Annotated in this window: 17 protein-coding genes and 2 riboswitches; of the genes, 10 read left to right on the top strand and 7 right to left on the bottom strand. The window is 58.3% G+C overall.

Going from position 1 to position 18,408, the window contains the following annotated elements:
• Nucleotides 1-203: FAD-dependent oxidoreductase (locus BLR24_RS23625; RefSeq protein WP_139188704.1), on the bottom strand; the 203-nt coding region annotated here is incomplete at its 3' end.
• Between the two features lie 91 nt (nt 204-294).
• Nucleotides 295-401, bottom strand: a riboswitch (glycine riboswitch).
• A gap of 46 nt (nt 402-447) precedes the next feature.
• A riboswitch (glycine riboswitch) is annotated at nt 448-542 on the bottom strand.
• Between the two features lie 114 nt (nt 543-656).
• Here BLR24_RS23625 and rfbB point away from each other — a divergent pair.
• From rfbB to BLR24_RS30790, 7 genes are all read left to right on the top strand, one after another.
• Nucleotides 657-1,739, top strand: coding sequence for a dTDP-glucose 4,6-dehydratase (rfbB, locus tag BLR24_RS23630; protein ID WP_093021986.1), 1,083 nt, complete (start codon nt 657-659; stop codon nt 1,737-1,739).
• On the top strand, nt 1,736-2,626 hold the full coding sequence (gene rfbD, locus BLR24_RS23635; protein WP_093021571.1) for a dTDP-4-dehydrorhamnose reductase: 891 nt from the start codon (nt 1,736-1,738) through the stop codon (nt 2,624-2,626). Before rfbB ends, rfbD begins: the two co-directional genes overlap by 4 nt.
• A gap of 48 nt (nt 2,627-2,674) precedes the next feature.
• The gene (gene rfbA / locus BLR24_RS23640; protein ID WP_093021574.1) at nt 2,675-3,577 is read left to right on the top strand and encodes a glucose-1-phosphate thymidylyltransferase RfbA; all 903 of its coding nucleotides are present in this window, start codon (nt 2,675-2,677) and stop codon (nt 3,575-3,577) included.
• A complete protein-coding gene (rfbC, locus tag BLR24_RS23645; protein ID WP_093021577.1) occupies nt 3,574-4,125 on the top strand; it encodes a dTDP-4-dehydrorhamnose 3,5-epimerase in 552 nt (183 codons plus the stop codon). The genes rfbA and rfbC overlap by 4 nt, the downstream gene beginning before the upstream one ends.
• A gap of 34 nt (nt 4,126-4,159) precedes the next feature.
• Nucleotides 4,160-5,281 carry a class I SAM-dependent methyltransferase gene (locus BLR24_RS23650; protein WP_217636338.1) on the top strand — a complete coding sequence of 374 codons (1,122 nt, stop codon included), beginning with the start codon at nt 4,160-4,162 and terminating at the stop codon, nt 5,279-5,281.
• Between the two features lie 352 nt (nt 5,282-5,633).
• Nucleotides 5,634-8,726 carry a rhamnosyltransferase WsaF family glycosyltransferase gene (locus BLR24_RS23655; RefSeq protein ID WP_093021583.1) on the top strand — a complete coding sequence of 1,031 codons (3,093 nt, stop codon included), beginning with the start codon at nt 5,634-5,636 and terminating at the stop codon, nt 8,724-8,726.
• Nucleotides 8,727-9,099: 373 nt separating this feature from the next.
• Entirely contained in the window at nt 9,100-9,270 is a 171-nt protein-coding gene (locus BLR24_RS30790) for a hypothetical protein (protein WP_175543336.1), read from the top strand.
• Here the strand turns inward: BLR24_RS30790 and BLR24_RS23660 are convergent.
• The 4 genes from BLR24_RS23660 to BLR24_RS23675 all read right to left on the bottom strand — a co-directional run bounded on the left by BLR24_RS23660 (nt 9,267) and on the right by BLR24_RS23675 (nt 12,912).
• Nucleotides 9,267-10,133 carry a GDP-mannose 4,6-dehydratase gene (locus BLR24_RS23660; protein WP_093021586.1) on the bottom strand — a complete coding sequence of 289 codons (867 nt, stop codon included), beginning with the start codon at nt 10,131-10,133 and terminating at the stop codon, nt 9,267-9,269. The genes BLR24_RS30790 and BLR24_RS23660 overlap by 4 nt on opposite strands.
• A complete protein-coding gene (gmd, locus tag BLR24_RS23665) occupies nt 10,130-11,167 on the bottom strand; it encodes a GDP-mannose 4,6-dehydratase (RefSeq protein WP_093021589.1) in 1,038 nt (345 codons plus the stop codon). Before gmd ends, BLR24_RS23660 begins: the two co-directional genes overlap by 4 nt.
• Before the next feature lie 209 nt (nt 11,168-11,376).
• Nucleotides 11,377-12,105 carry an ABC transporter ATP-binding protein gene (locus tag BLR24_RS23670; protein ID WP_093021591.1) on the bottom strand — a complete coding sequence of 243 codons (729 nt, stop codon included), beginning with the start codon at nt 12,103-12,105 and terminating at the stop codon, nt 11,377-11,379.
• A gap of 3 nt (nt 12,106-12,108) precedes the next feature.
• The gene (locus BLR24_RS23675) at nt 12,109-12,912 is read right to left on the bottom strand and encodes an ABC transporter permease (RefSeq protein WP_093021594.1); all 804 of its coding nucleotides are present in this window, start codon (nt 12,910-12,912) and stop codon (nt 12,109-12,111) included.
• 20 nt (nt 12,913-12,932) lie between these two features.
• On the opposite strand from BLR24_RS23675, the gene BLR24_RS23680 reads away from it, so the two are divergent.
• The 3 genes from BLR24_RS23680 (at nt 12,933) to BLR24_RS23690 (ending at nt 15,497) form a co-directional block, all read left to right on the top strand.
• Nucleotides 12,933-13,133 carry a hypothetical protein gene (locus tag BLR24_RS23680; protein ID WP_093021597.1) on the top strand — a complete coding sequence of 67 codons (201 nt, stop codon included), beginning with the start codon at nt 12,933-12,935 and terminating at the stop codon, nt 13,131-13,133.
• A 259-nt stretch (nt 13,134-13,392) separates the two neighbouring features.
• Nucleotides 13,393-14,397, top strand: coding sequence for a glycosyltransferase family 2 protein (locus BLR24_RS23685; RefSeq protein ID WP_093021600.1), 1,005 nt, complete (start codon nt 13,393-13,395; stop codon nt 14,395-14,397).
• A 47-nt stretch (nt 14,398-14,444) separates the two neighbouring features.
• The gene (locus BLR24_RS23690; RefSeq protein WP_254787540.1) at nt 14,445-15,497 is read left to right on the top strand and encodes a glycosyltransferase family 2 protein; all 1,053 of its coding nucleotides are present in this window, start codon (nt 14,445-14,447) and stop codon (nt 15,495-15,497) included.
• 42 nt (nt 15,498-15,539) lie between these two features.
• Here the strand turns inward: BLR24_RS23690 and BLR24_RS23695 are convergent, their stop codons facing one another.
• Both BLR24_RS23695 and BLR24_RS23700 read right to left on the bottom strand, forming a co-directional pair.
• Entirely contained in the window at nt 15,540-17,693 is a 2,154-nt protein-coding gene (locus BLR24_RS23695) for an acyltransferase family protein (protein ID WP_368086200.1), read from the bottom strand.
• Nucleotides 17,639-18,394 (bottom strand): glycosyltransferase family 2 protein, encoded by a 756-nt coding sequence (locus BLR24_RS23700; RefSeq protein WP_093021609.1) that lies wholly within the window; start codon nt 18,392-18,394, stop codon nt 17,639-17,641. The genes BLR24_RS23695 and BLR24_RS23700 overlap by 55 nt, the downstream gene beginning before the upstream one ends.
• Between the last annotated feature and the right edge of the window lie 14 nt (nt 18,395-18,408).

Here is an 18,408-nt window from a genome sequence, read left to right on the forward strand (position 1 = left end):
AGCCACTGCAGCACCTTGAGCGGTGCGCTGGGGTTGGCCCAGGGTTCGGCATGGCTGACGGAGATCTGCCCGCCATTGGCAAAGCTGGTTTCGGCGGCAGGCGTGGCTTGCCGGTCGATGACGGTCACTTCGTGGCCGAGTTGCTGGAGGTAGTAAGCCGAGGTCACGCCGAGCAAGCCGGCGCCAAGAACGATCACACGCATTTCAAGTACCTTTTGGAAGTTGGCGCTTGAACGGCGGGCTTGGTGCGCTACTGATTCAATAGCAAGCAACCGGACGACCGCCGTCCAAGTTGCCGCTCCCCCTGTCCTTGGTACCTGAGAGATTCACCCGCTGCGCCCGCAACGGGTTTGCTCCTTCGGTGCATCACGCGAGGGTGATGGCTCTCCAGACGGCGTATCAGTTGGTGCAGTACAGGCCCCTTGCCGAAACTCTTTGAAAGAAGAACTTCAAGAATCCGTGGGGCCGACCTGAGCGTTTATGGGAGTTTGCGCCTTCGGTGAGGTAGCAAAAAGCGCTACCTGCTCTCCTGCAGTGGCGCTATTGTAGGCGCACGCGCCGAGCTGCCCGCCCCTCGATTTAGGCAATTCGGTCCAATGGGATAATCACCGGGCAGATTCGCCTGAGGGCGATTGTTCGACAACTTCGGGGGACTCATGATTCTGGTAACCGGCGGCGCAGGCTTCATTGGCGCCAATTTCGTACTCGACTGGATCGCGCAGAGCGACGAGCCGGTCGTGAATCTCGACAAACTCACCTACGCCGGCAACCTCGAGACGCTCGCGTCGCTCAAAAGCGATCCACGGCATATCTTCGTGCAGGGCGACATCGGCGACAGCGCCCTGGTCGACCGCTTGCTGGCTGAGCACAAACCGCGCGCTATCGTGAACTTTGCCGCGGAATCGCATGTAGACCGTTCCATCCACGGCCCCGAAGATTTCGTGCAGACCAACGTGCTTGGCACCTTCCGCCTGCTCGAGTCCGTGCGTGGCTACTGGAGCGCGCTGCCGGCCGACCAGAAGGCCGCGTTCCGCTTCCTGCATGTGTCGACCGACGAGGTCTACGGTTCGCTTTCCAAGACTGACCCTGCCTTCACCGAAGAGAACAAGTACGAGCCCAACAGCCCCTACTCGGCCAGCAAGGCCGCCAGCGACCACCTCGTGCGCGCCTGGCACCACACCTACGGCCTGCCGGTGGTCACCACCAACTGTTCGAACAACTACGGGCCGTTTCATTTTCCCGAGAAGCTCATCCCGTTGATGATCGTCAACGCCTTGGCCGGCAAGCCGCTGCCCGTGTACGGCGACGGCATGCAGGTGCGCGACTGGCTCTACGTGAAGGACCACTGCAGCGCCATCCGCCGCGTGCTCGAAGCCGGCAAGCTTGGCGAGACCTACAACGTCGGCGGCTGGAACGAGAAGCCCAACATCGAGATCGTCAACACCGTGTGTGCGCTGCTTGACGAACTGAGCCCCAAGGCCGACGGCAAGCCGTACAAGGAGCAGATCAGCTACGTCACCGATCGGCCAGGCCACGACCGCCGCTACGCCATCGACGCGCGCAAGCTCGAACGCGAACTCGGCTGGAAGCCCGCCGAAACCTTCGACAGCGGCATCCGCAAGACCGTCGAGTGGTACCTTGCCCACGCCGAATGGGTGCGCAACGTTCAAAGCGGTGCCTACCGCGAATGGGTCGAGAAGCAATACGACGCCGCGCCCGCGGCCAAGGCCGCGGCATGAAGTTGCTGCTGCTGGGCAAGGGCGGGCAGGTCGGCTGGGAGCTGCAGCGCAGCCTCGCGCCGCTGGGTGAACTGGTGGCGCTCGATTTCGACAGCACCGACCTGCATGCCGACTTCAGCCGCCCCGAGCAACTGGCCGAGACCGTGCTGAAGGTGCGACCCGACGTCATCGTCAATGCCGCGGCCCACACTGCGGTCGACAAGGCCGAGAGCGAGCCCGACTTTGCGCGCAAGCTCAACGCCACCTCGCCCGGCGTGGTAGCCCAGGCCGCCCAGCAGATCGGCGCGCTCATGGTGCACTACTCCACCGACTACGTGTTCGACGGCAGCGGCAGCAAGCCCTGGAAAGAAGACGACGCCACCGGCCCCCTCAGCGTGTACGGTCGCACCAAGCTCGAAGGCGAGCAACTGGTGGCCGAACGCTGCGCCAAACACCTGATCTTTCGCACCAGCTGGGTGTATGCCGCGCGCGGCGGCAACTTTGCCAAGACCATGCTGCGCATCGCCAAGGAGCGGGATCGCCTGACCGTCATTGACGACCAGTTCGGCGCGCCCACCGGGGCCGAACTGCTGGCCGATGTCACTGCACACGCCATCCGCGCCACATTGCAAGACCCAGCCAAGGCGGGGCTTTATCACGCAGTGGCCGGCGGCGAGACCACGTGGTGCGGCTATGCGCGCTTCGTGCTCGAGCAAGCCCGGCAGGCCGGCGCCGAACTCAAGGCTGGCCCCGCGGAAGTCGATGCCGTGCCCACCAGCGCCTTTCCCACTCCCGCCACCCGCCCCGCCAATTCGCGCCTCGACACTAGCAAGCTGCAATCCACCTTCGGCTTGGTGCTGCCTTCTTGGCAGCAGGGCGTGGCCCGCATGCTGCGCGAAACCCTTTAAACACGCCGAGCGCGGCAAAGCAAAGAAAGCAAGGAGAGAAATAAAACAATGACCACCAAGACCACGACGAAACGCAAAGGCATCATCCTCGCTGGCGGCTCGGGCACGCGCCTGCACCCCGCAACGCTCGCGCTCAGCAAACAGCTGCTGCCGGTGTATGACAAGCCGATGATCTACTACCCGCTCAGCACGCTGATGCTCGGCGGCATGCGCGACATCCTGATCATCAGCACGCCGCAGGACACGCCGCGCTTCCAGCAACTGCTGGGCGATGGCAGCCAGTGGGGCATCAACCTGCAGTACGCGGTGCAACCGAGCCCCGATGGCTTGGCGCAGGCCTTCATCATCGGCGACAAATTCGTAGGAAATTCGCCGAGCGCGCTGGTGCTGGGCGACAACATCTTCTACGGCCACGACTTTGCGCATCTGCTTGCCGATGCCGATTCGAAGTCTTCGGGTGCCACGGTGTTTGCCTACCACGTGCACGATCCTGAGCGCTACGGCGTGGTGGCCTTCGATGCCGAGGGCAAGGCCAGCAGCATCGAGGAAAAGCCGACCCAGCCCAAAAGCAGCTATGCGGTCACTGGCCTCTACTTTTACGACAACCAGGTGGTCGACATTGCTAAGGCCGTGAAGCCCAGCGCGCGCGGCGAGTTGGAGATCACTGCCGTCAACCAGGCTTACCTGGATCTCAAGCAGCTGAACGTGCAGATCATGCAGCGCGGCTATGCCTGGCTCGATACCGGCACGCACGAGAGCCTGCTGGAAGCGGGGCAGTTCATCGCAACGCTGGAGCATCGGCAGGGCCTGAAGATCGCCTGTCCGGAAGAGATCGCGTGGCGCCATGGCTTCATCGACCGGGAACAGTTGGCAAGGCTTGCTGCGCCGCTGCAAAAGAACGGCTACGGCAAGTACCTGAATCATCTGCTGGCCGAGGAGGTGCGCTCGTGAAGGCAACACCCACCGCAATCCCCGAGGTTCTGATCATCGAACCGAAGGTCTTCGGCGATGCGCGTGGATTTTTCTACGAGAGCTTCAACGGTAAGGCGTTCGACGAAGCTGTTGGGCGGCACGTCGAGTTTGTCCAGGACAACCATTCGCGCTCGGCCAAGGGCGTGCTGCGGGGGTTGCATTATCAGATTCAGCAGCCACAGGGCAAGCTCGTGCGCGTGGTGCGCGGCGCGGTGTTCGACGTGGCCGTGGACATCCGCAAGTCATCGCCGAGCTTTGGTAAATGGGTAGGTGTGGAGCTCAGCGAGGACAACCACAGGCAGCTGTGGGTTCCTGAGGGCTTTGCGCACGGCTTCCTTGTTCTGAGCGAGACGGCGGAGTTCCTGTACAAAACGACGGACTACTACGCGCCGGCGCATGAGCGCGGTATCCGCTGGAACGACTCCACGCTGGCGATTGATTGGCCGGATTGCGGTATCCAGCCCCAACTGTCGGTCAAGGACGCCGTGGCTCCGTACCTGGACTCGGCCGAGGTATTCGATGCCTGAGGGGCGTGCACGCATCTCGGGAAACATCGACGAAATGAATCAAGGGCCGGCCACGCAGACGCTTGCTGATTTGTATGCCTCGCATCGAGGAAAGGTCTCGGACAAGTGGACGATCTACCTCAAGGTCTACGAAGAACTCTTTCGCCCCTATCGTGCCAGCAAGTTGCGCCTGCTGGAGATCGGTATCCAGAATGGCGGATCGTTGGAGATCTGGAGCCGGTACTTCGAAAGTGCTGCCGTATTGGTCGGATGCGACATTAATGTCGCATGCACGCAGTTGAGGTATGACGACCCTCGCGTTCACGTGGTCGTCGGAGACGCAAACACCGACCACGCCGAGCGCGCGATCGCGGTTTATGCGGAGCGGTTCGACCTCATCATCGACGATGGGTCTCATCGCTCGAGTGACATCATCCGGAGCTTCGTTCGCTACTTCCCCAGGCTCGAGCAGGGCGGCATCTTCGTCGTAGAGGATCTGCATTGCTCCTACTGGCAGGAATTCGAGGGTGGGCTGGTGGATCCATGGTCATCGGTGTCCTTCCTCAAGAGGCTGGCGGATGTCATCAACCATGAGCACTGGGGCAAGCCTTACCGCCGCGCGGAAGTCCTGCGTTCGTTCGAAAGTCGCTACGGCGCAGCATTGGATGAGGAGAGCCTGGCGCAAATCCATTCAATCGAGTTCTACAACTCCGTCTGTGTGATTCGCAAGCGTGCGCGAGAAGACAACGAATTGGGTCCACGCGTCGTGGTGGGAACGGATGCGATTACCGCTGCTCAGTTGATGGCGCAGCACGGCGCATTGGCTGTCGCGGACGCTCAAAATGCAAATGCTTGGTCTGTTCTGCCTCCGTTGCCCGAGGATGAATTGCTCGAGTTGAGGTCCCGGCAAAAAGATTGGCTGCAGACAGAAGCCGAATTGCGCGTCGAACTGGAGCAACTTGATGCCAGGGTGGGCACGAAGGATCAGCAGTTGAATCACTGTCAGCAAGAATTGCAGCTGACCCAGCAACAGTTGAGGACTACGCAAACACTGGTTGAAGAATGCAATGGGCAGTTGGTTGCCCTAAAGGATGAAGTTCGAGCGATTCGTGCATCGGCTTCATGGCGTGTGACTTTGCCAATGCGAAAGTTGGCCGATTTCTTGCGTCGTGGATAAATAACTGCCTAGATTTTGGATCGCCGATCGGCTTGATGTAGTTGTTTGACCGCTGGGCCAGCAATTCACTATGTACATCGGGGCGAACCTGGATGGTGGACATTAACTACATACATTCGAACCTGCCAAAGCAGGTTGCGCTTGGCTATCACCGAAGCATGTACGCGCGCATGACTACAGACCAGACGATGACGCGCTCGTGGTGAGCACGGCGTTTCGCGGCGCAAGGACTTGCTCAACCGCATGTCCATCATTCAGGGCTGTCTATCTCCACTGCGAAATTGAATCTTGATACTCCGTTCGCCTCTCAAAAAAGCCTTGGCTGCGCAATTTTTGCCTTTCCATAAATATCATGAGCAAAATCCTTTTATATGTTCATTACAACAAGAACTCAGATTTGCATGCTCATGTTCTTTATCAGTTAAAGAGTATAAGAAGCATATTTGGGCGCATTGTTTTTATCTCGAACAGCCCTCTTTCTTCGTCGGACAAAGACGCGATTTCACCTTGCGTGGATGAGATTTTCGAACGGGCAAATGCGGGTTTTGATTTCTACGCGTGGAAAGAGGCAATCGATCGTGAGGGACACGAAAATATCTCGGTCTACGACAGCGTAACCTTGATGAACGACAGTTGTTTTGGGCCGCTATTTGATCTTGCAGAAGTTTACGGCAGGATGGATCGCGATCCATGCAATTTCTGGGGAATGATCAATCACCGGCAGGAAGACGAAGTCATTCCTGAATTGGGGACCAATATTTTGGAGCATGTGCAAAGCTTCTTCTTGGTCTTCAAGTCCGCTGTCACTCAGTCATCTTCATGGCGCTCGTTCTGGGAAGGGATGGCTTGCGAAACCGACATATTTAAAGTCATCGCCAAGTATGAAATCCAGCTGACACAAATTCTTCGCGACGCAGGTTTCAAATACAAGGTCTTGCTGGACACGCTCGATCTCGAGCTTTCTCGTGAAGAGCTTTCGTATGTCCCGGCGGATCTTTGTCTCAATGTTCGACTGCCATTGCTGAAGATAAAAGCCCTGCTTCAGCATAAGAATCCCCGACACATCATCGGCGAAATCAACCGAGTGTCGGACTATCCGACCGGATTGATCGAGGATTACATTTCCAGGGATTTTCAACCCGACAGGTCGATTTTGTATTGCGACAAGGTTCTGAATACATATTGCTCGACTTCGTTGCGCCACCCCGGTGCAGAGAGGGAGTCAGTTGCTATTCATGTCCATGTTTTCTATATCGATGTATGGAAAAAGTACGTTGACTACTTGAAGGCGCTGGACTTTTCGTATTCTCTATTCGTAACGACCAACTCCGAGAGCAAGGCGGAAGAGATACGGGCCTTGTTGCCGACGCCGGCTGATGCTGGCTCTGAGGCGCGGGAAGTCATCGTCATTGAAAATCGCGGCCGGGATATATTGCCGTGGGTTTTCATTTCCGACAGATTGTCCAAGTACGATTTTGTTCTGCATGCCCATACAAAGAGAAGTCCCACAGCGGCAGACTGGGTGGGAGCTTCTTGGCAGCAGGACATTTTCGACACCATGCTGGCGCAGGCAGGAAAAATCATAAATTCCCTCCGAGAGAATCCGAATCTAGGAATAGTAATTCCGGACATTCCGCGCTTTTGGAGATATGTAGCTCCGGTGCGTCGCGAAACAGAAGCTCCGTTCATAAGTATGATGAATGACCTGTGGAGCAGAATGCGCTGCGAAAAGAAAGTGGATTTTGAGAATGCTTTGGCTTTCATCATGCCCTACGGCACGATGTTCTGGTATCGCCCGATCGCGCTCAAAAAAATAATCTCTATTGCGCTGAGTGCTGAAGAAGTGCCCGTCGAGCCGCTGCCCGAAAGATCTGTGCTCCATGCGCTGGAAAGACTCATGGTGTATATCGCTTGGGACGCAGGATTTGATTACAGAATTGTTCCGCTCAAGGAGCTCGCGTCAGGATTTGCCGACGGTATCGTCCGAAATCGGCAGCCAATACACCAATCTGTTGTTGCATCGGCAGCGCAAAATTCTACGCCTGCGACCCAAAAGAGCAGCAGTGAAAGGCTAGAAATGATTTTAATCCAACGAGCAATTGCGAAACTCAGGATCCTGGCTCGTCCAAAAAAATTGGCAAAGATGCTTGCGCCATATGGTTTGGTCAGGCTCTACCAGAAAATTATGGAGCTTCGACGAGCGCGCGAGCAGCAAATTCGGCAAAGTGAGCCATCATCGCTGAAAGAGAAAGTGGCGAAGCATAATACGCCGACGCTTCCCTGCGTAAATGGCAGGGATTATTGGCTTCGCACGCATCGACATTTACACCCAATGAACATAGTGCATGACCCAGGTGCGGAAAAGCGTCTGAATCTCGTCATTTCCAGCTTGGGACGGGCGCAGCTTTTTGGCGGTATTGCCACCTGCACAGGAATAGCCACTGTTCTTGCAAGGGCGCTCGGCTTGCCGTTGCGCATTGTCACGCGAGACGGTGGAGCCACTCAGGAACAGTACTTGGCAATTATGGCTGCAATAGGTATTGAGCCGTGGGGCGATGTTTTGTTCTACTCGGATAGTTCGAGAAACGATTTGGGTCGAAACTCTCTTCCCGTTTACTCCTCCGGCTCGGATATTTTTCTTGCATCGTCATGGTGGACCGCAACGGCATTGCGCCAGAACGTAAAAAATGAAAACGTTTACCATATCATCCAAGAAGACGAATTGATGTTCTATCAGCGAGGTGACGATTATTTGGATTGCTGGAACGCGCTCAATACGCCCTCGTCCAAGTATATCGTTAACAGCCATTACCTGAGCGACTGGTTCAAGGACATGTACCCGCAGATATATAAGAATAGCGTGGTTTTTGATCCGGTATTTTCAAGAAGCACCTCCAGGGAGTTTCCGCAGAAGAAGCCATATAGCTTGTTCTTTTATGCCAGAATGACAAATCCGCGCAATCTTTTCTGGTTTGGTGCGCAAATTATCGATGGTTGCCTCGAAAATGAAATCCTTGATCCGGATGAATGGAATATTTTCCTCGCCGGTGACGATTCCATCCCCCAGCTTGAGTTCTTTGGCGGAAAAAAGACAATCAATCTTGGGATACTGAGTTGGGAGGAGTACAAGAGCTTCTTGCAGGAGGTTGACTTGGGTTTGTGCCTGATTCATACGCCTCACCCAGGATATCCTGTCTACGACGTGGCCAGTGCTGGTGGTGTGGCCGTCACAAACACGCTCTATACTAAAAATTCATTTCCTTCCAGTGATAACATCATCGCGTGTGATCTTTCGAAAGAAGCTTTCATGGATGGCATGAAAAAAGCGGTGGCGCTTGCCAAGGATGGACCTACTCGCAGGGAAAACTATCTTCACCAGAGGATTCCCTCCTCTTGGGAAATCTCTCTCTCCGGCGTAGTTGATTTTGTAAAAAAAGAATCCTGAAAACAGCTACCGCAGCAATCGGGAATGCTGAATTTCTATGGCGGGTTCGGCATTGATCTTCTTGCGATGAATTAGATAATGTCGCTGCGAGATTGTTGAAATTTTTCTCAGCTGCGGTTCGAATTTTGGTTTTATGGATAAAAAGAAGAAAAGGAAGTGAGTGTGCGAGTTAGACGCGAAGTAGAGTTCTGACGGGGCACGGAAACCGCGCTGCCGTGAAAATTGATTCGGAGGAACCTGGGAAGGCATTGCATGGCGGCGGCGAATTTTTCTTTGGAAGGTCCGCTGTCCGTATGCTGCCCCACGGCTTTTGCCCGTCTCAGCGCGTTTGGCGTAGCCGGGTCGGCGCTAACAGCTCGTACGAAGCCTGTCGATGTTTGATGGTGCATCACTGGTTTTTCAGCTGATGGCGCAGGGCGCAGAAAAAGCGGATGCGGTCGCAATCGCGATCGCAACCCGGTGCGTCACCCTCTGGTGCGGCGTTTTCATCGGCCTGGTTGCTTTTGCGGGCGGTTGCGTGCGCACGAGGCCGAGCAAGCTCTAGCTTTGCTTGGCAAGCAACATACGCTCGAGGGTGTCTTCCAGCAGAGGCTCATTCAAGTTGGCTCCTTGCCTTGACAGGAGCGCGTGGAGCTTCTGTGGGTCGCCACACAGACTGTGCACTTCATTCGCCCTGACGAAGGCCGGATTGATCTCGATCTGGAGGTTGTGAGAAGTCATCCGGGCAAACGTCTCAATGACTAAGCGCAGGGCATACGGTCGGCCCGAGCAGATGTTGTATGTCTCACCCGGTACTCCGTGAGCGAGCAGCAGCAGGTACGCATCGCAAACCATCCGCACATCGTTGAATTCGCGTTCGACATCGAGATTCCCCAACTCGATCGACGGTTCGCGCGTGGCAAAGTGCGCGGCGAGCTTGGGAATCAGGAAGTGAGAGTCCTGTCCAGGTCCGGTGTAATTGAACGGCCGGGTGACCACGAGGTTCAACCGGTCGCCAAAAGTCCTTGCCATGAACTCCATGGCCAGCTTGCTCATCCCGTAGTGATTGACTGGCGCCGGGGGCTGGTCCTCGCTGATTGGCGATCGGGCCGTGTTGCCGTAGATGTTGGCGCTGCTGGCCAAGAGAACGCGGTGAGGCCTTGAAGGCAGTTGAACCAGCGCGTCCAGCAGATTGGTGGTTCCGACGACATTGACCGCATAGAACGCTGCTTCACTGGCGTGCCCCACAAAACTGATGGCCGCCAGGTGCACCACGGCTTCGGGCGCAAGCGCGAGCACTTCCTGGTGCAGGGCCTCGCGATGCGTGAGATCGGCCTGCAGCGCGACGATGACATGACCGGCCGCAACGGCTCGCTTGGCAAAAGCGTGGCCGGTAAATCCTTCAGAACCGGTCAGCAGGATCCTCAAAACGATGAGCCCTGGACGTTCCGTCTGAGGTCTGCTTCCACCATCATCTGGCAAAGTTGCTCGAGTGTGGTCGCAGGCTCCCAACCGAGCTTTGCTTTTGCCTTGGCGGGATTGCCAATCAAAAGCTCCACTTCGGCAGGGCGATGGAACTCGGGATTGATGCGCATCACGGTCTTGCCGGTAGCGGCATCGACCGCTGACTCAGAATCGCCTGAGCCCCTGAACTCGATGGCCATCCCCGCGCTCTTGAATGCCATGGTCACGAAATCGCGGACCGTTTCGGTGCGATTCGTTGCAAGCACGTATGTGTCGGGTTCTTGCGCTTGCAGCATGCGCCACATGCCCTCGACGTACTCTTTGGCATAACCCCAGTCGCGTTTGGCGTTGAGGTTACCGAGTTCCAGCACGTCCAGCTTGCCGAGCTTGATCTTCGCAACGCTGTCGGTGATCTTGCGCGTCACGAACTCACGGCCGCGCAGCGGACTTTCGTGATTGAAAAGGATGCCGCTGCAGCCAAAAATTCCGTAGCTTTCGCGGTAGTTGATAGTCATCCAGTGGGCGTAGAGCTTCGCAACGCCGTAGGGACTGCGCGGATAGAACGGTGTCTCTTCAATTTGCGGTACAGCCTGTACCTTGCCAAACATTTCCGATGTCGAGGCTTGATAGAAGCGAATCTTCGGATTGACCAAGCGTATGGCTTCCAGCAGGTGCAATGTGCCCACACCGGTTATCTGCGAGGTGGCGACAGGCTGGTTGAAGCTGACCCCCACGAAGCTCTGCGCGGCGAGGTTATAGACCTCGTCCGGAGCCGCGTCGCGAATCAGTGCAATGGAACTTCCGAGGTCGGTCAGGTCATGCTCTACCAGATGGAGATCCGGGTTGTTCTGGATTCCCAACTCTTCGATGCGCCAGAAGTTCACCGAACTGGTGCGTCGGTAGGCGCCGTAGACAACATAACCTTTGGCAAGCAGCAATTCGGCCAGATAAGCGCCATCTTGCCCCGTGATGCCCGTAACGACAGCATGTTTCTTCATGGAACCCTCTTGAACGAAAGCACAGATTGCACGTTGAAAATCGATACGTGCTTGCGGATTCTGCCTTGGAAGAGGGAGATTTGACACATGCGCCGAGCCTGCATGCCCGGCGCCTTGAATACGCGGCGTGGGCAATCTGAGAATCGGCAAAAAAAAGCGTCCACGAGCACGGGCCCGTGGACGCTATCGGGTTGTGGCCGGTCGGTCGCCTACTCGGCAGTTTCAAGTACCGACATTTCGGCGGCCTCCAACCGTCCATGGCTGAGCTTGACGACCATGTTGCACTCTTTGGCGATCAGCGCCGGTGAGTGCGAAGCAAGGACCAGAATGCCCGACTTGGAAACCACGTCTCGCATGCGTTTTTCTGCTTTTTCAGTGAATTCGGCGTCGCCCACTGAGAGCCATTCGTCCATCAGCAGAATGTCTGCTTCGACACTTGTAGATATTGAAAAAGCGAGCCGCATCATCATGCCGGTGGAGTAGGTTCGCACAGGCATGTTCACGTATTGCCCAAGCCCGCTGAATTCGCAAATTTCTGGTATCCGCCTGTCGATTTCTTTTTTGCTCATGCCCATGACGAGTCCACGCAGCATGATGTTCTCGATACCTGTTGCGTCGGCTTCGATGCCTAGAGAGGGATCAATCAGGCTCGATACCGTTCCCTCGCGCTTGAAATCGCCAGCGGAAGGCTCATAGACGCCAGCAAGCGTACGGAGCAAAGTTGATTTGCCTGCGCCGTTGTGTCCGATCAAGCCCAGGCGATCTCCGCTCTTCAACTCGAGGTTGATGTCGCTCAACGCCTGAACGACCGTGACGCCGGTCTCTTTGCCGAACCTGCCGCCCGTGACAGAAGCCGCGAGCGTTTTCTTCAATGACGCTGCACCAGCCCCATAAATGGGAAAGTTGACATCTACGTTTTTGAGTGAAATGGAAGCCATGTGTCAGAGCCAATAGACAACGCGTCGGCGGTATCTGGTAAACAAGATTGCAGACCCGATGAGGGACAAGGTCGTCCAACCCAAGATGCCCAGCCAGCTGTGCACCTCGGCAACGCCCCCCATCAATGGGGTACGCAGCAGGTCAAGCATCTGGGCAAACGGATTCCACAGGATGTACTGGGCGCGGCCGGGCAGGCTTTCCGGGAGCCAGAATACCGGCGTGAGAAACATCAACATCTGCATGATGCTGGTCACGATCTGCGTCACGTCGCGAAAGCGGGTGCAGATGAGGCCAAGCAGCAGTCCCAGGGCGTGCGCATTGACGATCGCAATGGCCATTGCAGGAATGACCAGCAACGCGGACCACGAAAGCGAAATACCAGCCCAAAGCGCAACCGGGATGTACAACACAACCTGATGCGCGAACTGGATCAGGTTGCGCGCAATGCTGCGCCATACGAACAGACTGATCGGAAAATAACCTTGCTTGAGGTAATTGGAGGATCCCACGAAGGCATTGCACGACTCCGTCACAACGCTGGAGAAGAAGCCCCAGAAAATGATCCCGAGTGCAAGGTGAGGGAAGAATTTGGAGAGTTCCGTCCCAAACAGCGAGCTGTACAGAGGGCCCATGCCTCCGATCATTGCGCCCATGCTCAAAGTGAGCCAGAGAGGTCCCAGCATCGAGCGGCGATAGCGCAGCACGACGTCGAACCATGCGAGGGTCCACCAGATGTCTGTGCGGCGGGTGCCTTCCCACCAGTCGGCCCATGGGCTGCGATGCAAATTGGAATGAATTTGGCTCATGCGCGCCTTTGGGTGTTTGCTTGGCGGAGGAAGTCATCTCCGGCCGTATGTTCTGGATGCCGGGCTTCAAGAAGCACCAGTGCCTCATTGCCGATGTTCGTCAATCGATGTTTCTCTTTTCAATGGATTTAGCGATGTTGGCCGAGGAAGAGCTCGTGCTAGGCCATATCGCACGTCTGGACGATGGCCACTACGCTGCAGCGGCAATGATATTGCAGTGACGGTCCCGCCCTGGCCCTACAAACCATATGCCTGATCTTCCGCCCTTGCGGTCGAAGACTTGAGATTTGCCTTGCGGCGAGGTGGCCCAAAGGCGGGATTCTGCGCCTTTCGTGGGGCAAATCGCAGGACGCACATTTTCTGGTTTGGGTGTGAAGAAGGAGATAATTTTACCGGTCTCGGTTTTCGTGGTCTGTAGCCGCTGGAGCCCCCGCCTGTCGTTCCGTAGCATCCCCAACCCGTTCGCAAGGCGGGCAAGCCATGAGCATTCCCCGTTCCCTTGAAGTTTCCGTCGCCCTTTGCACCCACAACGGCGCGCGTTTCCTGCGTGAGCAGGTGCGAAGCATCTGCCTGCAGACCTTGCCGCCGGTGGAAATCGTGCTGTCCGATGACGCATCGACCGACGGCTCGGTGGACGTGGTGCGCGCTGCCGTGGCCGAGTGCGCCGCCGAGCGCCCCGGGCACGCTGTTGCCCTGCGCATCTTCGAGAACAGGCCCGCCCTGCGCGTGGTCAAGAACTTCGAGCAGGCGATCGGCGCCTGCACTGGCGGCCTGATCGCGCTCAGCGACCAGGATGACGTCTGGCTCCCTGACCGACTCGCGCAGATGGTGCCGCTCTTCGAACGTGATCCGAAGCTGCTGCTCTTGCACACCGATGCACGCCTGGTCGACGCCGAGCGTCGCGACCTGGGCCACACGCTTTTTCATGCGCTCGAGGTCACGAACTCCGAAATCGAGCGAATTCATGGCGGAAACGCTTTCGACGTTTTCCTGAGACGCAACCTCGTGACCGGCGCGACCACAGTGTTTCGCCGCTCGCTGCTCGAGCACGCGCTGCCCTTGCCGGTCGAATGGGTGCACGACGAATGGCTGGGCATCATCGCTTCGGCCATCGGGCGAGTCGACCTGCTGGAGCAACCGCTGATCGACTACCGCCAGCACGAGTCAAACCAGATCGGGGCGCGACGTGACACTTTCGTAGCCAAGGTGCACAAGGCGCTGGCTTCCAGGGGCAGCACGCACGTCGAGCGGGCTCACAAGGCCGAATTGCTTCTTGCGCGGCTGCAGAAATTCGGAGACGCGGTCTCGCCGGAAATTCTTGCGAAGGTGCGCAGCAAGATCGAGCATCAGCGGTTTCGCGCCGCGTTGCCCGCCTCGCGGATCGCCCGTTGCCTGCCGATCCTTCGCGAAGCGATGACCGGGCGCTACGACAAGTTCGGCCGCGGTTTCCGGGGCGTGGTTCGCGATCTGTTCGAATCTGTGTAGGCTCGCCCGCCACCGAACCGCGTTCTTCCAGAAAAACAATGACCCCAATGAATTCCTCTCCAACATCCGTCGCCGGCGGCACGGGCGTGTCGCCCACGGTAGTGGTGATCATCCCGTTCTACAACGGCGCCGATTTCATCGAGCGTTCGGTCCGCAGCGTGTTCGAGCAGTCCGTGCCGGCGAACGAAGTGATCGTTGTGAACGACGGCTCTCGCCCCGAAGAGCGCGCGGCGCTCGACGCGCTGGCCGAGCGCTATCCGTTTCGCATCCTGGACAAGGAGAACGGGGGGCAGGGCTCGGCGCGCAACGCCGGAGTGGCTGCTTCCACGTCCGAGTACATCTGCTTTCTGGATCAGGATGATTTTTATCTGCCTAACCACATTGAGATCCTGGTCGAAGCGATTCCCGCCAAGGAGGCGCGGTTCGGCTTCGTCTATGCGGATCTCTACGAGGCCGATGCGGATGCCAATGTAATCCGGACCGGTGTGGTCAAGCTGGGCGCCAAATCGCACCCCAAGACGGATCTCTTCGACCTGCTGCGCCACGACATGTTCGTCCTGCCATCGGCCAGCCTGATCAGCCGAACCGCCTTCGATGCGGTTGGGGGGTTCGATCCGCAGTTCACGGGGTATGAAGACGATGATCTTTTTCTGAGGATATTCAGGAAGGGCTACACCAACCATTTCGTCGATCGGGCCGTGACGGTCTGGTGCATCCACACCGCGAGCACTTCGTTCGGTGTTCGCATGGTCCGCAGCCGTTTCAGGTATTTCATGAAGCTGGCCGCGGCCTTTCCGGACGAGCCGCGGCGCTCGCTGTACTACCTGCGCGATTACCTGGTGCCGCGGTTCCAGGCGTACTTCGTCGACCACGCTATCGATTCGACCAAGCACGACAACGAATTCCGCGCCGAGATGCTCGACATCCTGGAGCAGTACGCCGCCGTGGTCCTCGCCAATCCGTCGGTGGGCCGCAAGTCCAAGCTCAAGCTGCGCATGGTCATCTTCCTGCTGCGCCGCGTTTCGCCTTCGACGGTGGCAGCGATCGGCTCCCTGACCAAGCTGCCAGGGCTTAGCGCGGTTAGGCGCCTGCTCGACTGATGGCGCCTGGCGTCCGGGCGAACCGAGCGGTCGGCCTTGCCCTCATCGACCGTGGCGTTCGAGCAGGATGTCGTCGAGGTAGGGCACTGTCCGAGCGTAGTCCGATCGAAAATGGTCACGATCTTTGTACACCGGCGTCCCGTCGGCGAGGGCCCGGATGCACTGATTCTCGGGGCACAAAAAAGGCAGCGGATCGACAACCGACGCACCGCTACGGGCGGCGATCTCGGCCATGCGCTGGTTGAGGTTGTTCTGCGTTGTGCGAAGCGCAATGTGAGGTGTCATCCGCCCGACGTGCATGGTGCCAAGCCGGTGCCCGCTGATCAAATGCTCGGGACTGAATTCCAGGCCGATCGGGTTGTCCAGCAGCAGGTAGACCTTCTTCCTGGAAGCGATGCGTTTCAGCAGAATCTCCAGCGAGGCCAGTGATGCGTCCACCCCGCTGCCTTCGCGGAAGAGAAGTTTTTGAGGACCTGCGCGAAAGTAGAACCCTTCTTCGCTGAGCGCGCCCGTGGCCGGCTGGGCCTGGTCGATGAAATAGCAGTTCCAGCATCCCCCGATCACGATGGTGTCGACATCGTCGCTCAAAGCGTAATCGATGAAGGCCGTTCGCAACTCGTCGCAGCCCGGCGTGGCATCGCGAAAAATACCCGGGACGAAAGGACATCCGGGTGCGGTTGCGAACGTGATCGAGTTCAGCTGCTGCGCTGGATCCTTCGCCAGTTGTGCGGCACGGATTCCATATTGCTGGACGTGGCTGTCGCCCATGATCAAGACGCGCTCCTTGCCGGAGCCCACCCGAAAGACGGTCTGTCCGCTTTTCAGTTTTGCCGGGGTTAGGCCTTCCCCGTACACCCAGTTCTTTCGTGCCGCCTCGACCGTGTCGAAGTAATGGTCATCCAGGCGGCCTGTGAGCCGGCTCGTCAGGGCGAAGACACCGAGCACAGCCAAGCAGGCCACGGCTGCGCCGAGCGTGCGCACCATGCGCGGCGCCGACGAGACGCGTGCCGGGCGTTCGACAAACCGGTAGGTGATCCAGGCCAGCAGAACCGCTGTCGCCATTAGTAAGGCGCGCAGGCCTTCGGATGGCAGGCCACCTTCCACGATGCGCGCGAACACGAGCAACGGCCAATGCCAAAGATAAAGCGGATAGCTGATCAGGCCGATCCACACCATCGGCTTCGAGGCGAGCACGTAGCGGTTGAGCACGCCGGTCGGGCCGGCCGCAATGCAGTAGAACGCACCCAGCGTGGGCAGGATGGCCCAGAACCCCGGAAAAGCCTTGTTGCCGCGGATGTAGGCGAGGCCCAGGCCGATCAGCACCAGCCCGGCAATCGACTGCGCATGGCGGCCCCAGCCCGGCTTTGGCAGGGGCCGGTGAAGCCGCATGTACGCCAGCATGCCGCCGATCATCAGCTCCCAGAAGCGCGACAGCGGCGAGTAGAACGCCGCCGTGCGGTGGCTGTGGATGGTCGTGACGTTGAGCAAAAACGACATGGCCGCCACCGTGCCCACCACCGCGAGCACTCGCCACTTGCGCTTCCACGCCAGGCCCAGCAGCACGGGCCAGAAGATGTAGAACTGCTCCTCGATACCCAGTGACCACAGGTGCAGCAGCGGCTTGGTCTCGGCCGCATTGTCGAAGTAGCCGGCTTCGTTCCAGAAGGCGAAGTTCGAGACGAAGCCCGCACCCGCCGCCACGTGCTTGCCAAGCTGCACCCACTCGTTCGGCAGCAGCGCATACCAGCCGAAGGCGAAAGTGGCCGCCAGCACCAGGGCCAGCGCGGGAAAGATGCGCTTTACCCGCCGCGCGTAGAACTCGCGGTAGCTGAATCCGTCACCTTCGAAGCTCCCCAAAATGATCGTGGTGATCAGGAAACCCGAGATGACGAAGAAGATGTCGACACCGATGAAGCCGCCCTTGATCCACTGCGGAAACGCGTGGTAGCCGAGCACCGAAATCACGGCGACGGCGCGCAGGCCGTCGATGTCGGGTCGGTATTTGGGGTGAACCAGGTGGGCGTGTTCCTGCGGGGATGTCGGGCTGCTGGTTGTCGTCATCGTCGTCGTATGAGAGGGAAAGGCGGCTTGGCTCCGGCTTCCCGGCCCCGGATTGTCTTCGCAAACGGAAAGCGTTTGTTTCAGGAATGGCGGGGGCGCGCCCTCAAGTAGCGCCAGAACACCGCCGAGCTCCACACCTTCAGCAGGCTGGTCACGTGCCAGTACAGGTGCTTCTTGCTGCTGCGGCTGGCGCGCTGGGCCTCGTGGCGCGCGAGCAGGTCTTCCCCCACCTGCAGCTTCCAGCCTGCCAGCTGGGTCCTTGCGCAGATGTCGAAGTCTTCCCCGTACATGAAGAAACGTTCGTCGAAGCCGCCGATCTGGCGGTAGGCGTCGCTTCGAAACAGCATGAACAGGCCCGGAATCCAGTCAGGTACCGTCGGTCGTACATAGCCGGGCTTGCGCCGGGTGAGGATCTCGAGCGGTGTGATGATCGCGCGGTGCTGCTCGGGGGTGCTCTTGTCCGGCTCCAGAATTCGCGGCGTCAAAAGGCCGGCATCCGGCGCGGCCTGTGCAACCAGCGGTGCCAGAACGTCGCCGTCGAAGCGGATGTCCGGGTTGAGCACCAGGAACCACGGCGTATCGCAGAGCTCGAACGCCTGGTTGTGGTTAGCCCCAAACCCCTTGGGGCTCGCGTTTTCGATGCGCTCGATGGCAAACCCCCATTCCAGGCCAGCCAGTAGGTCGGGTTCGGGGATGTTCAGCGTGAGCACCACCTTGGCGGTCGAGGCGCGGCTGAAGCGGTCGAGTTGCTCGAGCAGCGGCAGCACCAGCGCGAGCTGGCCGTGGCTGACGATCGAAACGGTGATCGGGGTTTGGGAGGGGGAGGTCGCTGGCATGGTCTAATTTCGCT

Origin of the sequence: Variovorax sp. OV700, assembly GCF_900099805.1 — a bacterium.
Classification (GTDB): domain Bacteria; phylum Pseudomonadota; class Gammaproteobacteria; order Burkholderiales; family Burkholderiaceae_C; genus Variovorax.